The organism is Borreliella mayonii (genome assembly GCF_001945665.1).
Taxonomy (GTDB): domain Bacteria; phylum Spirochaetota; class Spirochaetia; order Borreliales; family Borreliaceae; genus Borreliella; species Borreliella mayonii.
In genome coordinates this window covers 1-14,873 of the sequence record NZ_CP015792.1, presented here as the reverse complement: position 1 = coordinate 14,873, position 14,873 = coordinate 1, and the positions used below count along the sequence as shown (strand labels likewise).

General features: G+C 24.3%; 16 protein-coding genes and 1 pseudogene. 8 read left to right on the top strand and 9 right to left on the bottom strand.

Translation table 11 applies throughout. From position 1 onward, the window contains the following. Window positions 1-679: 679 nt before the first annotated feature. The 6 genes from Bmayo_RS05915 (at window position 680) to Bmayo_RS05890 (ending at window position 6,012) form a co-directional block, all read left to right on the top strand. Window positions 680-1,783 carry a plasmid maintenance protein gene (locus Bmayo_RS05915; RefSeq protein ID WP_075552721.1) on the top strand — a complete coding sequence of 368 codons (1,104 nt, stop codon included), beginning with the start codon at window positions 680-682 and terminating at the stop codon, window positions 1,781-1,783. 9 nt (window positions 1,784-1,792) lie between these two features. After that, window positions 1,793-2,347 carry a DUF226 domain-containing protein gene (locus Bmayo_RS05910; RefSeq protein ID WP_075552720.1) on the top strand — a complete coding sequence of 185 codons (555 nt, stop codon included), beginning with the start codon at window positions 1,793-1,795 and terminating at the stop codon, window positions 2,345-2,347. Continuing rightward, a complete protein-coding gene (locus Bmayo_RS05905) occupies window positions 2,323-3,075 on the top strand; it encodes a ParA family protein (RefSeq protein ID WP_075552719.1) in 753 nt (250 codons plus the stop codon). The genes Bmayo_RS05910 and Bmayo_RS05905 overlap by 25 nt, the downstream gene beginning before the upstream one ends. 59 nt (window positions 3,076-3,134) lie before the next feature. Next, entirely contained in the window at window positions 3,135-3,704 is a 570-nt protein-coding gene (locus tag Bmayo_RS05900; protein ID WP_075552718.1) for a chromosome replication/partitioning protein, read from the top strand. A gap of 1,262 nt (window positions 3,705-4,966) precedes the next feature. Continuing rightward, entirely contained in the window at window positions 4,967-5,131 is a 165-nt protein-coding gene (locus Bmayo_RS06920; RefSeq protein WP_158512888.1) for a hypothetical protein, read from the top strand. 38 nt (window positions 5,132-5,169) lie between these two features. Further along, a complete protein-coding gene (locus tag Bmayo_RS05890; protein ID WP_235633203.1) occupies window positions 5,170-6,012 on the top strand; it encodes an MFS transporter in 843 nt (280 codons plus the stop codon). Window positions 6,013-7,967: 1,955 nt separating this feature from the next. Here Bmayo_RS05890 and Bmayo_RS07305 read toward each other — a convergent pair. Both Bmayo_RS07305 and Bmayo_RS07300 read right to left on the bottom strand, forming a co-directional pair. After that, the gene (locus tag Bmayo_RS07305; protein ID WP_235633202.1) at window positions 7,968-8,333 is read right to left on the bottom strand and encodes a CRASP family complement regulator-acquiring lipoprotein; all 366 of its coding nucleotides are present in this window, start codon (window positions 8,331-8,333) and stop codon (window positions 7,968-7,970) included. Between the two features lie 233 nt (window positions 8,334-8,566). After that, window positions 8,567-8,719 carry a hypothetical protein gene (locus Bmayo_RS07300; protein WP_235633201.1) on the bottom strand — a complete coding sequence of 51 codons (153 nt, stop codon included), beginning with the start codon at window positions 8,717-8,719 and terminating at the stop codon, window positions 8,567-8,569. A 361-nt stretch (window positions 8,720-9,080) separates the two neighbouring features. On the opposite strand from Bmayo_RS07300, the gene Bmayo_RS05870 reads away from it, so the two are divergent. Together Bmayo_RS05870 and Bmayo_RS07600 are read left to right on the top strand one after the other, a co-directional pair. Beyond that, window positions 9,081-9,491 carry a chromosome replication/partitioning protein gene (locus tag Bmayo_RS05870; RefSeq protein ID WP_338024405.1) on the top strand — a complete coding sequence of 137 codons (411 nt, stop codon included), beginning with the start codon at window positions 9,081-9,083 and terminating at the stop codon, window positions 9,489-9,491. After that, a complete protein-coding gene (locus Bmayo_RS07600) occupies window positions 9,460-9,564 on the top strand; it encodes a plasmid partition family protein (RefSeq protein ID WP_420807321.1) in 105 nt (34 codons plus the stop codon). The genes Bmayo_RS05870 and Bmayo_RS07600 overlap by 32 nt, the downstream gene beginning before the upstream one ends. Window positions 9,565-9,934: 370 nt before the next feature. Here Bmayo_RS07600 and Bmayo_RS05865 read toward each other — a convergent pair. The 7 genes and pseudogenes from Bmayo_RS05865 to Bmayo_RS05850 all read right to left on the bottom strand — a co-directional run bounded on the left by Bmayo_RS05865 (window position 9,935) and on the right by Bmayo_RS05850 (window position 13,910). Next, a pseudogene (locus tag Bmayo_RS05865) lies at window positions 9,935-10,413 on the bottom strand (P13 family porin). A 107-nt stretch (window positions 10,414-10,520) separates the two neighbouring features. Continuing rightward, window positions 10,521-10,667, bottom strand: a complete 147-nt coding sequence (locus Bmayo_RS07295; protein WP_235633200.1) for a hypothetical protein — start codon at window positions 10,665-10,667, stop codon at window positions 10,521-10,523. Window positions 10,668-10,841: 174 nt separating this feature from the next. Continuing rightward, window positions 10,842-11,096 (bottom strand): type ISP restriction/modification enzyme, encoded by a 255-nt coding sequence (locus Bmayo_RS07290; protein ID WP_235633207.1) that lies wholly within the window; start codon window positions 11,094-11,096, stop codon window positions 10,842-10,844. Window positions 11,097-11,115: 19 nt separating this feature from the next. Beyond that, on the bottom strand, window positions 11,116-11,322 hold the full coding sequence (locus Bmayo_RS07285) for a hypothetical protein (protein ID WP_235633199.1): 207 nt from the start codon (window positions 11,320-11,322) through the stop codon (window positions 11,116-11,118). A 99-nt stretch (window positions 11,323-11,421) separates the two neighbouring features. Beyond that, window positions 11,422-11,559 (bottom strand): hypothetical protein, encoded by a 138-nt coding sequence (locus Bmayo_RS06915; RefSeq protein WP_158512887.1) that lies wholly within the window; start codon window positions 11,557-11,559, stop codon window positions 11,422-11,424. A gap of 67 nt (window positions 11,560-11,626) precedes the next feature. Further along, window positions 11,627-12,604, bottom strand: coding sequence for a hypothetical protein (locus tag Bmayo_RS07035; RefSeq protein WP_075552716.1), 978 nt, complete (start codon window positions 12,602-12,604; stop codon window positions 11,627-11,629). A 460-nt stretch (window positions 12,605-13,064) separates the two neighbouring features. Beyond that, window positions 13,065-13,910 carry a P12 family lipoprotein gene (locus Bmayo_RS05850; RefSeq protein ID WP_075552715.1) on the bottom strand — a complete coding sequence of 282 codons (846 nt, stop codon included), beginning with the start codon at window positions 13,908-13,910 and terminating at the stop codon, window positions 13,065-13,067. Between the last annotated feature and the right edge of the window lie 963 nt (window positions 13,911-14,873).

Here is a 14,873-nt window from a genome sequence, read left to right as displayed (position 1 = left end):
TCTGCAATAAACATTGCTTATAAAAAATTGAGTAATAAAAAGGCAAATTGTTCAACTTTTAGCAGGCATAAAAATTGAAAATTGAATAAGTTTAATATCTAAATTTATCAATACTGTTGTAAAAGTAAATTGCTATTTATACTATTTAATTAAAATTTAAATACTTATACCCATATCCTTTAAAATTTTTGACAATGCTATTTATTTTTTTTTTACAAACTTATACAGGCTTTTAAAAATTTAACTACCCCTTATTGAATTTTCCAAATCTAAACTCAGATTATTATTAATAACTAAATTTTTTTACTCTTTAATTTAGTAAATATGTAAAAAGTATTAAAAACTATTTTTATCGCCTTTAAAACAAAAAATTTTTGTAAAAGCTCAGGGCTTATATAAGCCCTCTAACCAAAGAACTTATATAAGCCCTGCTTGCCTCTCATAAAATGATCAAAAATAAATAGGTAGTTAATATGAAAATATTTTTCTACACTAATTGTAGTATAGCTCAAATTAGAATTAAAATCAATTTGTCTTCATGATAAATTGTAATCTTCCTAATTATAAACATTAAAACAAATTGTTAATTTTTATGATTTTTTTATAAAAGTATTTGCTTTTATTTAAATACTGTGATATAAATGTATTTATAAAAATCAAAATAACTAGGAGTAATAATATGCAAAATGCATTTATCAACCACAAAAACACACATTGCCAGAATAAATTACAACATAAATTAATAGTTTTTATCTCAACACTGAAATATATAAATAGTAAATATAAAAAATATACCCAAAATAATATACTCTATTACTTTAATGAAAATCTAAAAAGAAATGGACAACTAACTGTTAAACTAAAAACAATGCAAAATTATCTTTACAAATTAGAAAAAGAAATAAAAGTCACAACCAACTACCATAAACATTTGGGAGTAAATTTTGGAACTGAAATTTATTACAAGCTTAATTATCCAAAAAAGGAATGCTACAGTAAAATCAACCAACACTTTAAAGAAAAAAAAGATATAAGATTCCAAACAAGAGTTAATAGATACTTTAAAGACAAATTTTTCAAAGAGGGGAATCTAAATTCCGGGGAGTGTAATAATAATAATAATAATAAAGAAGAAGAAATAAGAAATGCAAAAATAGAAAAATATCAAATAAAAAAATATTTTAATAAATGTAATTTCTTATCCAAAGAAACTGTTTCTATCTTAAACTTAAATATTAGCAAGGATAAAATAATTGAAATAATAAAAATAGTAAAAAAAATTGAAATTAACTTAACAAAAAAAGAAAATAATAACAAAATCAAGATTTGTTTTAGGGAAAAACAAAAAATGTTGAAAGAAATACTAAGCAAAACTCAAAAACAATTAGAAAAAAAAGGATATGATGTTAAACAACTAAAAATCCAAATTGAAAACATATACGAAAATTACAAATTTAAGCCTCATTTCATAATAGAAAACAAAAAATACAAAGACCTAAATAATATAAGGCTTAAATTAGAAAAATCAATTGAAAGAAAAAAAGAAAATCCTACAAAAAAATACATAAACATAAAAATAAATATTTTTAATATACTAATTGAGCAATTAAAAAAAGAGCTTGAAATAGAATCTTTAAAACAAATAATAAAAAATTATTTGAATAGTAAAAAAATTCTAGAATATAATAAAGTGTTTAATACTTATTATTATGAACTATTAGAAACTATAAAGAAAAAGAAAAATAACCGGAATAAAAAATCGTCAAGCAAATATGTTGTATAAGGATACTACATGAAGAACATCCTAAAATCCATAAAAATAGAAAAACCAAGAATTAAATGTAAAAATAAAGATCGTTTCATAAAGATTGAAAAAGAAAATAATAAAACAATGTATCATACAAAAATAATGATGGATATTTATAAGCTAGGAATTGATAATAAAAGAAACGAATGCCGTATATCATTAAGAACACTGTTTAATCAAATGAAAGTTGAAGAGGTTCGCTTATATCCCATAAAAGAAGGAGACAAATTTTTAGGTATTTACTACGGCTATAGAAAACCAATAAAAAACATTTTTGTAAAATATGAAATAAATGGAGCCACAAAGTCATATGGACTATCAAAAGCACATTACATAGAATTTAGATTTAAAAAAGGAAGTGTTTTTTGTTACTTTAAGGGATTGTTTCGTTTATTAAAAAAAGAAAAAGAAAATACGCCGTATAACATGGCATGTATTGATATGTTTACAAAATTAGAAAAACACGTATATGAATTTTATGGCAAAAAATATCCAGAAAAAGGAATAATTACAAGATGGATAAAAAAAAATCAAAAATAATAACAATTGCAAGTCTTAAAGGAGGTGTTGGAAAAAGCACAACTTCAATAATACTTGCAAATCTATTGTCGCAAAAGCATAAAGTGCTTTTAATCGATACAGATGATCAAGCTGCTACTACAAGCTATTATTACAATGAATTAGAAACAAAAAACTTTGATATATCTAAAATAAACATAGGAAATGTTATAAAGGATGGTGCAGACATTAATAAAAGCATTATTAATGTTGATAATAATATAGCTTTGATACCTAGTTATATAACAGTTGACGAATTAAATGGAGAATATTATTATGACAACCGACATCGTTCTATTGAATTTTTATTAAAGACAAAATTAAATTCTATAGCAGATAACTATGATTATATTATAATTGATACTAATCCTAAAAGGAATTTTACATTAAAGACTTCCCTAATTAGTAGTCATTATGTAATATCTCCAATGACGGCGGAAAAATGGGCAGTTGAAGGATTTGAAACATTAAGAGAATTTATAAAAGAAGTCGCCGGAATACCAATATTTATTGTTATTACAAGGTTTAAAAAAAATATTACTCACAAGCAATTAATGGAGATAGTAAGCATGAAAAGTGGGTTTTTGGGATATATAAGTGAAAGAGAAGATTTAAATAAAAGAATAGGCTGTAATGAAAAATTTGATTTTTCAAAAGACTATATTATTGAATATAAAAAAATATTGGATGTGTTTCTGGGGAAATTGTAAAAATTGACAAACTGAACAAGTCCGGCATGCCGGACTTGTTGGACATAAAGGGTAAAAATATGAATAAAAAAAACATTAATTTAAAAATTAATAAAAGAATTTCAGAAAATAATTTAAATTATATTCTTGATCAAAGCAATGAAAATCAGAGAAAAGAAGAATTTGAACGATTAATTACGCAATTAAAAAATAATATTAAATCAGAAATATATAATATTATTGATACCATGAAGATCCTTAAGAAAATAAACGACAAAAAGCTCTACTTAGAAGGAGGATATAAATCTTTTAAAGATTTTCTATCAGATTTTAAATTAGCAAAGACACAATCCTATGAATATATAAAATTAGCTACTGCAGTTGAGGCAGGTATATTGGAAGAAAATTTTATTACTAATAATGGAATAAGAGCCTCTATAAGATATATTAAAAATAAAGCAAATAGTATAATAAAAAAATCAAAACAAAATCCAATGAAACCATTAAGATTCCAGCTTAAGAATCAGGAAAGTTATAACTTTTATAAAAACAATTCTAGGTTTGCAAGCTTTATGATGGATGAGATTTTTAAAAATCAAAAAGATTTTCTTAATAAGCTTTTAAAGAGATACAAGGAATCAAAAAGATAATAAGAAAGCTTTATGAGTAAATTGACCTTTAATATTATTAAAATAGAAAATATAAGATTAGAGATTTTGAATAAATGATTTAATAAATAAGAAAATATAGACAAAAAAGCAACCGGAAATCTAAAAGGGTATTCGCCAAGCAGCGAGGTTTTATTGGATATAAAGCATTTGAAGAAAAATTAAATATTATTAAAGAAAAAGACAAATTAATCCCAATAGATAATAAATTTTCAGTAATAAGCAACCAAGAATGTTTTTAATTTTGATCACAATAGATTCTTCAAAGAAACACGCTTAATAAGGATGCTGTAATATATAAAAAGTTGAGCAATATTTTAATTAGCTACGATGTGTTTTGGAAATCAATAGCTAGACAAGCACCTAAAAATATTTTTTAGAATAAGTAAGTCCTTTAAAGGAATTTTATATATGTTTAAGAACAAGGATTTGAATAATCTTATGATTTAGAGCTAGAGAGGAGAGGCTATTGAAACACTCGGCGGGAATATATCTGTTTTGTGCAAAAACAAATATACTAATAGTGTTAACAAATATAACTATTTAAAAAATGGGCAAATTAGAAACTTTAGTAGTGGCAATGATTTATAGGGATAGGTTGTTAATAATAATATTATAAAGCCTTTATAGGCCAACAAGGGGTATTGTTAACTATATAAACAATATCTTTGTATATTTTAAAAAGGCTATTTTAAAATAGCAAATATTTTCTCGAATACTATATTCAAGTATAAATTTAGAGATTAAAGCTAATGAGATTGCTATGCATTTTGAATGCATTTTATTAACCCCAAACTTTTATTTATTGTAACTATATAATTGGAGGATTCAAGCCCTATTCATTTTTAAAGATGAAAGATATATAGTTTAAAGATAGCTGGCTCTCTTTAAACTATATATTTGTTTGATAAAAAAATATTAAATTAGTTTTTATGATGTTTTTATATTTTAAATTAGTATTAAGTTGTAAAAAACTTTACAGCTTAATACTAATTTTTGCTAAATCATCTGTTTTTATTATGCATATATAATAAAATTTACTATTATTATCATTAACTACCAATTAATGATAATAATGCTGGTATTTAATAGCGCTAATAGCAGACTATTAGCTACTGTTAGCACCCGGTTAATAAATTTTGTATTTTAAATTCTATTCCACTTATAAATATTATTGGCTATATCAAGGATTTTTTCGGGAATTGGTTTATTTTATATTCCAAATATTTCATATTGCAACTAATTTGTTAACATTAGGAGCTATAAAAAAGCCAGCATCTTTAAAATTAGGAAGTAAAATAATATTGGCAAATAAAGATCACCAAGCTCCTTCTTTTTTAGCTAATAATACAATTGCATTGATTATTTTTTTTGTTGTTGTTGTTGGTAAATCTTGGCTTTGGCAATGAATATGAAAAATTAATTTTTTAAAATATAATAAAGATTTATGATAGAAAGCAAGCATCAAAGATATTATTTTTATTCCTTATTTTTGTCAGAATTTGCAAGAACTTTGCCACATGCTGTATTAACTATTATTTTAATAAACAAGGGTTTATCACTAAAAGATATTGCTATGGTACAAATTTGTTATATGGTAGCAATTATTATTTTTGAATTTCCATCAGGTGTAATATCAGATATTTTTGATAGAAAAATTGTTTACTTGGTGTCAATTTTTATATCAATGGCTTCTTATTTTATTATTTTTAAAACTTCTTCATTTGTATTTATTTGTGTTTCATGGTTTATATATGGGATGTCGGCTGCTATTAACACTGGTACGATTGACATTAGCTTTACCAAAATATATCAAAATAACTCAAAAAAGCTAAAAGCTTTTATATCATTTGTAAAAATAATCCTAAGTATTGGTGCTATTTTAGGCGGATACATCGGAAGTGTACTATATTCGTGCATTGATATAAAAATTTACCTAATTTCATTATTAATATATATGCTAGCGTCTTTAATTACAATTTTTTTTATACCAAATGATAAAAATACAGATCATAATCATAGTAAAGAAGATTTAATTTTGTATCTTATAAAGTTTAAAAAAATTGTAATAACATTATTAAAATCCAAAGAACTTTTAGAATTATTTATTTTGATTGGCTCTATTCAATTTTTTTATCAACCCTTTTATTTATACTGGCAAGCAATTTTTATTGACAAAACCATATCTATTAGTATAATTGGAATTATCTATGTACTATTTCGTTTATCAGATATTGTGGGAGCATGGGTATTTAGAAAAATTCAAAATATGATATTTATTTTATTTTAACCATAATATCTTTATTGTCAGTTTTAATAAAAATAGTTTCGCATATTTACATATTTGTTGCGACAATCACATTTTTAGTAATTTTAATTTCTGTTTATTCTAATAATTTAGAATATTTTTTAAGAAAAAATATAGATTCAAAAGTTTTAGGAACTATAACCTCTGTCAATAGTATGATATCTCGTGTATTTTCATTTTTAGCATTAGCCATATGTTCTGTTTTAACTAATTTTATAAGTGTTATAAATACATTTGTTTTATTAATACTTATTTTTTGTACATTATCTCTTATTTTTGTGTATAAATTTAGAAATGATATTAAAGCTAAAAAATAGATATTATTAATATATTTCTTAAATAAAAGATATTAGAATGCTTTAAAATTTATCTATTTTAGGTTAAATGTTATTTTATCAAACGAATTTTTAAGCATTTTTAAATCCGAAATATAGTTTATTTGGTTTATCTTTTTTAAGGTGTAATTGGTTATTTACTATGTCAAGAACTCTCCCCCAAGAATACTAAAGATGTTAAATATTCCGTATATTGGGCCCTGCTTTATGATAATATCTGAAAATTCCTTTAATTCATCAATATCTAGAGTACTTAAAATAGTATAGGGATGTTTTCTATATTTTATAGATCTTTCGGCATTGTCAGATATCTTTTTACTTCCTTTTGTTCTCTAGAGTCCAATTTCTTAAAAGCCTTCACTCTGTAGTGGACATCAGTTTCTTCTTTCCTTCTTTTTATATATTTTTTTTATGTGCATTAGCCTTTTCTATCTGATTTTTTAAATCGTTAAGTAGTATATTTTTTAGTTGTTTTTTTCTTAGTTCTTCTTCTGTTTTAGGCTTTGATTATTTTTGTCTGGAGTTTTCAATTTTGGGCCTTGATTTTTAGTAAGTGGGTATTTAATATCTTTTAATCAGCATTAAAATTTGGATTACAAGCTGAAAATATAAAAACAAATATATTTGCAATTATATAGTATTTCACAAATCTCTCCTTTATATAATTACATATTTATTTATATTTATAATAAGTATAAATATAATATTGTATTTTAAGCTTTTTCAAAATTTATTTTATATATCCTTGATTAATTTTTACCAAATTTGTTTCTTTTAATAAGAATATGTTTCCTTTGTGAAGGAGATTCTTAATATATACTATGTGTTTAAAGAGTACAAAAATTTCGATTTAAATAAGCATTTAAACAAAATAAATAGTAAAATGTATATTATTCTTTCTAATCTTTATATACAAATTTGAACAAGAAGACGAAAGGCATAAAAAAACAATTCTGAAACATTGTATAAAAAAATTTATTTAATAACAATTTTTATTACATAATAATTGATATCCCCCAGTTTAGGGCTTCTATTATACAATGCTTTAAATGTTGAAGATAAGGTTATAATATCTATTTAAATCGAAAGGTGGTCTGTTGAGGTATTCCTTATGTTAATAGATGCAATAGAAGAAGTTAATATTTTTAAAAATAAAAAAATAAATGTTTTAATAGTAGAAAATTAGTTTATTAAAAATAGAAATACTTTTAGAGATGTATAAAAGCAAGTGTTAAAAAATTATAGTATATTAATTAAGGGGAAAATTCATAGCTTTAACAGCATTAAATTTTTAATTAATGAGTTGAAATCCCCTGATGTTAGCAGGTTATTCGCTATTTTGGTAAATTCCTTTTTTCTTTTAGAGCTTCAAATAAAATTGTCATTATTATTATTATGGAGTAAAGTATATTCTTAATTTTTGTTTTTATTTGCAATTATCAATTATTAAAAATAAAATTATCAAAGTGTAATTAATTCTTACATTAATTACACTTTGAAATACAATTCTTTTAAAAGATATCCCATTAATAATATTAATCTATTGCTCACCATTTATTAAAGGCAGGCTTTTACATTATTATGGCAATTCCAACACATAACTTAAAGGCTATATTTATATATTATTGGAGACATCTCTATTTCTATGTGTTGTGCTTCTCTAATTTTTATTTGCATTCGGCGGCAAACTGTTTGTGTATAAGATCTAAGCTTATTTTTATTTATATCTGTTTTTAGATTTTCATCATTTTGATAATTTAGTAAAAGTTGGTATGGCATTCTTGAGATTATTTGTTTTGTATATAACAATTGTTCAAATAAATTTTTAATCTTCTTTAAATTTGGAATCTCTGGCTTTTCTAGATTGTCTTTTTGAGAATATAAGCTATGAGTTGCATCTTCAATAATAATTGTAAGATCTTCAAGGTTAGAAAATATTGCTAGTACTTGGTTTGATGCTATTATCATTTTTGAAAAGTTTTTAATTCATTATCATCAATGGCATTTAGGGTACTGTAAACTCGTTTTCTAAATCTTTTAGATATATATATTGATCATCGGATTCCCTTATATTTCCCTTGGATCCTAACCACTGAAAAAGAGCTTGAAAGAATCCAACAGTCCATATTGGTCTTCAGGTTCTTCTTGTAACTTTTTTTCATATTTTTCGTTATCTACATGAGCTTGTTCTATAAAATTTCTTAAATCATTAAGTAGTGTGGTTTTTTTCTTTGATTAGGGTTTTCTTCTTTATTACTAAATGGAGACTTCGTATCTTTTTGATTGATGTTAAAATCTGGATTGCAAGCCAAAAATAGAAAAACAAATAAGCTTGCGATGATGTTATATTTCATAAATATTCTCCTTGCTTAAAATATTAAATATTATTTATTATACTATAATAGATAATATTTAAATAATAATGTAATAAATAATTTGATTAAATAACTTTTTTTAATTAAAAGTAACAATATTTTTATTGTGAGAGGTTTTATAGGATTTTGAGCTTTTTATAAATTATTTTAATTGATTTAAAAAAAATTTGTTAATAAATAGATTTATTTTGATTCTGAATATATTTTTTAATCATGTCAATAGAGCTAATTTATTGTTTTTTTCTATTACATATGGTGTTTACAACCCATTATAAATAATAAAAAAGAGCTGTTCTTAAATAGTAGAACTTTCAGCTATATGAACAAAGAGTTAATAAATATGGATAGTATGCAAGATAAGGATTTGATTAATTACAATAATTTAAAAGAGAAATTAAAATATAATTTAAAAGATGATATTGATAATAAAATCGAAAGAATGAAAATTTTATACGAAATTAAAAGAAAAGAACTTTGCAAATATGATAATTTTTCTAGTTTCGAGCAATTTATTTATAAAACATTTTGTAATTGCAAGACACAAGAGTATTTATATTTGAGAGTTTACGAAAAGGTTTTAGAAGGGGCTATCTCTATAGATAAAATTAAAGAAATAGGGTTTAGAAGAATACAAAGGAAATTAAAAGAGAATTTATCAACCGTAAAAAAAGTAAATTTGCCTGAAGTAAATAATAAAAAAATGTCTATTAGAATTTTTGATGAAAAACAAAGAGTTTTATGCATTTTATAAAGAAGATATTAAAAGAGCTTATTTTATTTTTGAAAGACTATTTTTTACTAAAAAAAAGTCTTATCAGATCTAATTAATGAATATGAAAATTATAAAAGAAAATAAAAAAGAATAAAAACAAATACTTGATTTTTATTATATATGGTGATATTGTTACTTTAGGTTGGAGTTCATTTATCCTTCCTACATTTATCGTCGCAATCAAAGCATCCCTTTTGGGAGACTTTTTTAATCTTTATTATTACTTTAGATAAAGCTTGTGGATTATATTCTAGTACTGCTCTTCTTGTGAGGCTTAAAAAACTATCATGAGCTGGGGCAAGGAGTTATTTATGTAATTTTTGATTTCGAAATAGTATTAATAGTTTTTATTGATAAGCTTTGGGAGAGATTATTAGTATTACTAATCTTTTCCCTAGGCAAATTTATTTTTAATAGCTTTTTTAAAACGACAGCTGGAATCCATTTATTCCAATGTCAAGATTGGGTTCAAACCCCGCAAGCGAAATGCCAAGTCTGTTTTAAGATTCGCATTGTATCTATCTGCACATGTAAATGGAAGAATAATTCCAGTTATGTAGGATGCTGTAGTCATAAGCCCTCCTATTCCCATTAGTGTCAATCCTGTTATTTCTGTTGCTGCATCTTATGTTTATGTAATAAACCTTCCAGTTATTATAAGTATTCCCCCAAGTACCTGAAATCCAAGTGGTGCGCCACCACCAATATAATCTCCTTGAACAAAGGATCCTATTCCTAAAGATAAAAAGATATTCAAAAGTAATGGTGCTAGTACGGTTGATTTTTAGCTTTCATATTTCATTACGGTTGCAATATCTCCAGCGCCTTTTTTAAGTTTATCTTGTGCAAAAATTTGCATTGTTAAGCTAAAAATTAATATTAATGTGAAAATTTTTTTCATATTAATATTACCTCCTAATAATAAAGTTTTGATAATTAAATATTAGTGCAATTTTATTTTTGGATATGAATTTATTCTTAAGATATCATTTAAATTACTTTACTGTGCTAAGCAGATTTTAATGCAGGATTAATGAAGTTTCTATTAAACTCTTTTAGATTTGAAATTGTGCTATCTATTTCTTTTTGTACGCCAATTGTATAATGAATTGTTTTGATGACTTTTTCAAGATGTTCAACTTCTTTTAGGGGCATTTCTCTGTCTTTTCTATAAGTTAAGTTTTTTAGAGGTTGGTAATTCCCAATAGTATAGTTATACACCCCTTTGGAAACATTAGTAAATCTAGGGGCTTGGCTATGGTAAAGTTTATTTATTTTTTCTTTATAAAAAAACTTTTTCTATGATTGGGTTTTGTTTTAGAGTTTCATCTAAAAATGAAAAACATTTTCCAATGTTGCTATTAGCGTTGGAACAACTTTTAGTAAATGAGGATTAATGAGCTCTATTTCAAGTTTACTGAGTGTTTCAAATATGTCAGTATTATTATCTACAAAAATAATTTTAGGAAAGTCTATTTGTAAGTGCTTGTAGAATATATCCCTATAGATATTTGAATAAAGAATCACATAAACATAACCAAGTGTTTCTTCTGTGGTAAATTTTTTATTATATTTAACATCAATAAAATATCTAAATTTATTTTTAAAGTTTTCTTTTTACCTCTTTCAAGTGTTCCGCCATCTTCTTGTATATAAATTCTTGTATATAAAGTGGAAAAATATATCCTAGTGGAATAATGCTTGATTCTGATATTTTATAAGTAACGAAAGCATGAGAAAAACGATCAGTTTTGGATAGTCTTGTTGTTATTAGTGCTATATTCTTTTGAATTTCTAAGATATGTTTCATTATTTATAACCAGGCCTAATTATGACCCCTCTATTTTTAGAGTAATAGGTAAATCTATTATCAAATGGTCTATAAGATATTTCCTTAACATAAGCTGGATCAATATTCGTATTTTTTTAAAAATTCTTGGATTTGTACTAATTTCCAAAGTTCAGAATCGTTTTCTATTCTAGACTTACTACAAGCATGTTGTTCTGGTAAATTTGCAAAATCCTTGAGTTTATTTAGAACTATCATGGAAAGATACAAGAAGCTATTTCTGTAATCTTTAATTATAGAAATAGCAGTTCACCTGTAATATAATTTATTTATATTTGATTATATTCATAAAAACCAATGGTTCTTCGGGGGTTATAGCCTGTTTACCATGTCTGACATCTTTAGAGGGATTTTCTTTAATGTATTGCAAGTAATTTATTCCTTCCCATTGTTTCACTAAATTTAAATAATAAGGAATTGGTAGTGCGCTTGATAAATAGTCAGTTCTAACGACATTGGCAATTCCATCTTGAATTCTATAGTCTAATAAGGGGGTGAGGCTTGAAAAAACTACTGCAGACACAGCTTCTGAAAAATATGGTGTTAATAATTGTGTAGCGTCTTCGGGTTCTTGTTGTAATGCATTAAGAACTGTATTTACAAATTTAGTGATTTTACCCCTATCATTCAATATAGTGTTAGATATTTTGCTTTCTAAATATCCATTAAGATTTTTTAGTTTTATATTGCTAGTATCTGCTCTGTGAATATTTTTTATTGTAGAATCAAAAAACCTATAATATCTTCTATTAAGGTTGCTGCTGGTTCGTTCATGATGGTTAATTCTGTATACTAGAAATCCTTGAGGAGCAAGATCATGCGCTCTTATCACTATTTCTAATTGTCCCAAGTGTGGACCACCAAAGTGGGGTGTACGTATTGCTATTGTAAAAAATGTGCTTTCATTGGGCGCTTTTGTATAATAAATATAAGCGGGTGGTTTTGAAGGCAAACCATGTTGGTCTCTTCGGCTTTTCATTACTTCATAATTGAAAAAATTAGTACTTTCTAATAAATCCGCCTTGTAAAGAGCTTCATGTGCAGATCTAATGCTGTCTAAGAACAATGATCCAGAATGAAAGTCAATATTGACTGTCGTAGTTGGAGTTAGTTTTGGACTATCTGCATCTTCTAAATAGTTCAATACTTTGCCCTGCTTATTTTGACTGTCTTGACTACAGGCCACAATAAAAATTAAAAATGTTAAAAATACCATAAAAAGGTATTTATTTTTTGTTTTCATTTTATTTTCCTTATATCATTATGTAATCTAATGATATAATTCAATTATATCATTAGATTACATAAATTGCAATTTTTTAAAAAAGTTAATCATTTATCATTGATAAATGATTTTTAGCTATTTTATATATTTATTTCCGATTGATAATAATATAATGATAAAAGGTATAAGAGTAATAACTTTTGGTTTTTTTCTTCATCAGTGCTTGGAAGCTGAATTTTCTTTCTTTATCTCTAGTTCTTTTTGATTAAGACAATATGGATAATTTAAAATCATTTAATTCTCTTTTTTGCATTAACAGATTTTAAAGAGCCAGCTTTTACCTGAAGGTTTGGTTGATTCCTTATAAACTGTTAGCCGAAGTGTTTAATATTTGATTATATATTAGCATTTTGGGGGGCAACATCCTTAAAAGATATTGAAATACTACTAAACTTTTTAGTTTAGTAGTTAGGCTATATTATCTATTAATGCTTGCTCTTGCTAAAATAGTTTTTAAATGTTTAATAAATTCTTGTATTTCTGTCATTTTAACCATTGCATAGACTTTTTGGGAAAAATAAGATTCTAAATTTTTTAAAGCATTCTCCGCATCAATTAAAGCTTGTCTAGATAACTGTGATGCATCAGAATTTTTCTTCTTACTCTCTAATCTTTTAATAATACTGTCTTTTAAATTTTTCTGAGCACGATCAAAAAAGAAAGCTGCAGATCTTATCTCTTGTTCTACAATATCAATTTTATTTATAAATTTATCAAATTCATCATTATATGTCTTTGAAGTATTTTGTAACTGGGTTAATTTATTTATCTTATCTTTATTGTCTTTATAGTTGCTCATTAGTGATGTTTTTCTATTCTTAATATTACTAATTACATCATCAAAATCATTTTTTATTGAAATATATTCATCTTTAAGCATGCATATATCCTTAATTAATTTAGAAAATCCAGAGTTTTTAAGAATATTCTCTGTATTTTTAATTACTTTATCTGCTTCCTTTTCATCATCAGTAACGGGGATTAAATTTTCTTGTTTTATTTCTTTTTTTTGAACACGAGCAGAAGCCTCATACTCTACTGGAACAATCGAATTTTCATGTTTTTGATCTTCAAAATTTTCAGTAAAATCTTTTTGCTCTTGTTGATTACCATACAAATTTTTAAAAACATCTTTTTTAACATTATCCAAAACCTCCTTTATATTGCTGTTATTTTTTTGCTCTTCTTTAGATAATTTAGAATCTGGACTACAAGATATCAATCCTATCATCAGCAATATATTTAAAAACAAATTTTTTCTCATAAAAAACTCTCCCTTTCTCTAATCAAAAACACACATTACAAATATATAATCATTAATAATGATTATATATCAATTTGTTTAAATTAAATACTTTGTTATAAAAATATTTTTATTTAATTGTTCTTTATTGCTCATAATACTCTAATATATAAATATATCTAGATTTTAATTTCAATTGGATTTATATTGTTGGTTTAAGTGATTTAATAATATGTTTATTAAAGTTGAAGTTTATATTATTGGGGAGCTTATAGTAATTTTCTGGTGAAAATTACTATAAGCGATTTACATTTATTATGTAATGTTGATGTTTCTAATTTGCGTTTTATTTTGCTTAGGGCGTTATATTTTTGATTTTCAATAATAAAACTAAAAGAAGTATAAAAAAACAATAAAACTAGAAAAAAATATTAAAGAAATATATGAGAATTACAAAACAAATCCCATTTATTTTGTTTTACTTTAGATGAAAATCAATTTAAATTAATATTTTTTCTTTATTAGGGCCATGATACTCTAAAATATAGTAAACCAATTATATACAGATGATTATTTATAGTATTCTTTAATCTTGATGTAGTATATTTCTAAAGGATAATTAAGTGTATGGTAAGGTTTAAATATAGTATTTTTGAACTTATATATATTAGTTGTGATTTTTATTTTGTTTTCTAAATTGTTGAGATATTTTTAAAGCATAGATATTTTAATAGCTTTAGCAGTATGGCAATACTCATAGTGTTATTGTTTAAAAAATATATGACCTATAATATATCTACCAATTAACATCTATTTTGGCTGTTAATGTAGTTTTTATTATTGAAATAAGAACTATTGAGTGATAATACAGTGTATTGCGGCAATTTGTACTTTTTATTTTTTTAAATTTATATTTCTTGTTCTTGCTGCAGTCAATTTTCAAAGAAATGAGCCTAATATATTTATACTAATTAAAGATTAATA

Excerpts from the sequence above, each read along its gene's own strand:
- Bmayo_RS05900 (WP_075552718.1), top strand. The coding sequence starts at position 3,135 with ATGAATAAAAAAAACATTAATTTAAAAATTAATAAAAGAATTTCAGAA.
- Bmayo_RS07300 (WP_235633201.1), bottom strand. The coding sequence starts at position 8,719 with ATGAAATATAACATCATCGCAAGCTTATTTGTTTTTCTATTTTTGGCT.
- Bmayo_RS05850 (WP_075552715.1), bottom strand. The coding sequence starts at position 13,910 with ATGAGAAAAAATTTGTTTTTAAATATATTGCTGATGATAGGATTGATA.
- Bmayo_RS05890 (WP_235633203.1), top strand. The coding sequence starts at position 5,170 with ATGATAGAAAGCAAGCATCAAAGATATTATTTTTATTCCTTATTTTTG.
- Bmayo_RS07295 (WP_235633200.1), bottom strand. The coding sequence starts at position 10,667 with ATGCCCCTAAAAGAAGTTGAACATCTTGAAAAAGTCATCAAAACAATT.
- Bmayo_RS05910 (WP_075552720.1), top strand. The coding sequence starts at position 1,793 with ATGAAGAACATCCTAAAATCCATAAAAATAGAAAAACCAAGAATTAAA.
- Bmayo_RS07285 (WP_235633199.1), bottom strand. The coding sequence starts at position 11,322 with ATGAAACATATCTTAGAAATTCAAAAGAATATAGCACTAATAACAACA.
- Bmayo_RS07035 (WP_075552716.1), bottom strand. The coding sequence starts at position 12,604 with ATGAAAACAAAAAATAAATACCTTTTTATGGTATTTTTAACATTTTTA.
- Bmayo_RS07305 (WP_235633202.1), bottom strand. The coding sequence starts at position 8,333 with ATGATAATAGCATCAAACCAAGTACTAGCAATATTTTCTAACCTTGAA.
- Bmayo_RS05870 (WP_338024405.1), top strand. The coding sequence starts at position 9,081 with ATGGATAGTATGCAAGATAAGGATTTGATTAATTACAATAATTTAAAA.
- Bmayo_RS07600 (WP_420807321.1), top strand. The coding sequence starts at position 9,460 with ATGAAAAACAAAGAGTTTTATGCATTTTATAAAGAAGATATTAAAAGA.
- Bmayo_RS05915 (WP_075552721.1), top strand. The coding sequence starts at position 680 with ATGCAAAATGCATTTATCAACCACAAAAACACACATTGCCAGAATAAA.
- Bmayo_RS06915 (WP_158512887.1), bottom strand. The coding sequence starts at position 11,559 with ATGATAGTTCTAAATAAACTCAAGGATTTTGCAAATTTACCAGAACAA.
- Bmayo_RS05905 (WP_075552719.1), top strand. The coding sequence starts at position 2,323 with ATGGATAAAAAAAAATCAAAAATAATAACAATTGCAAGTCTTAAAGGA.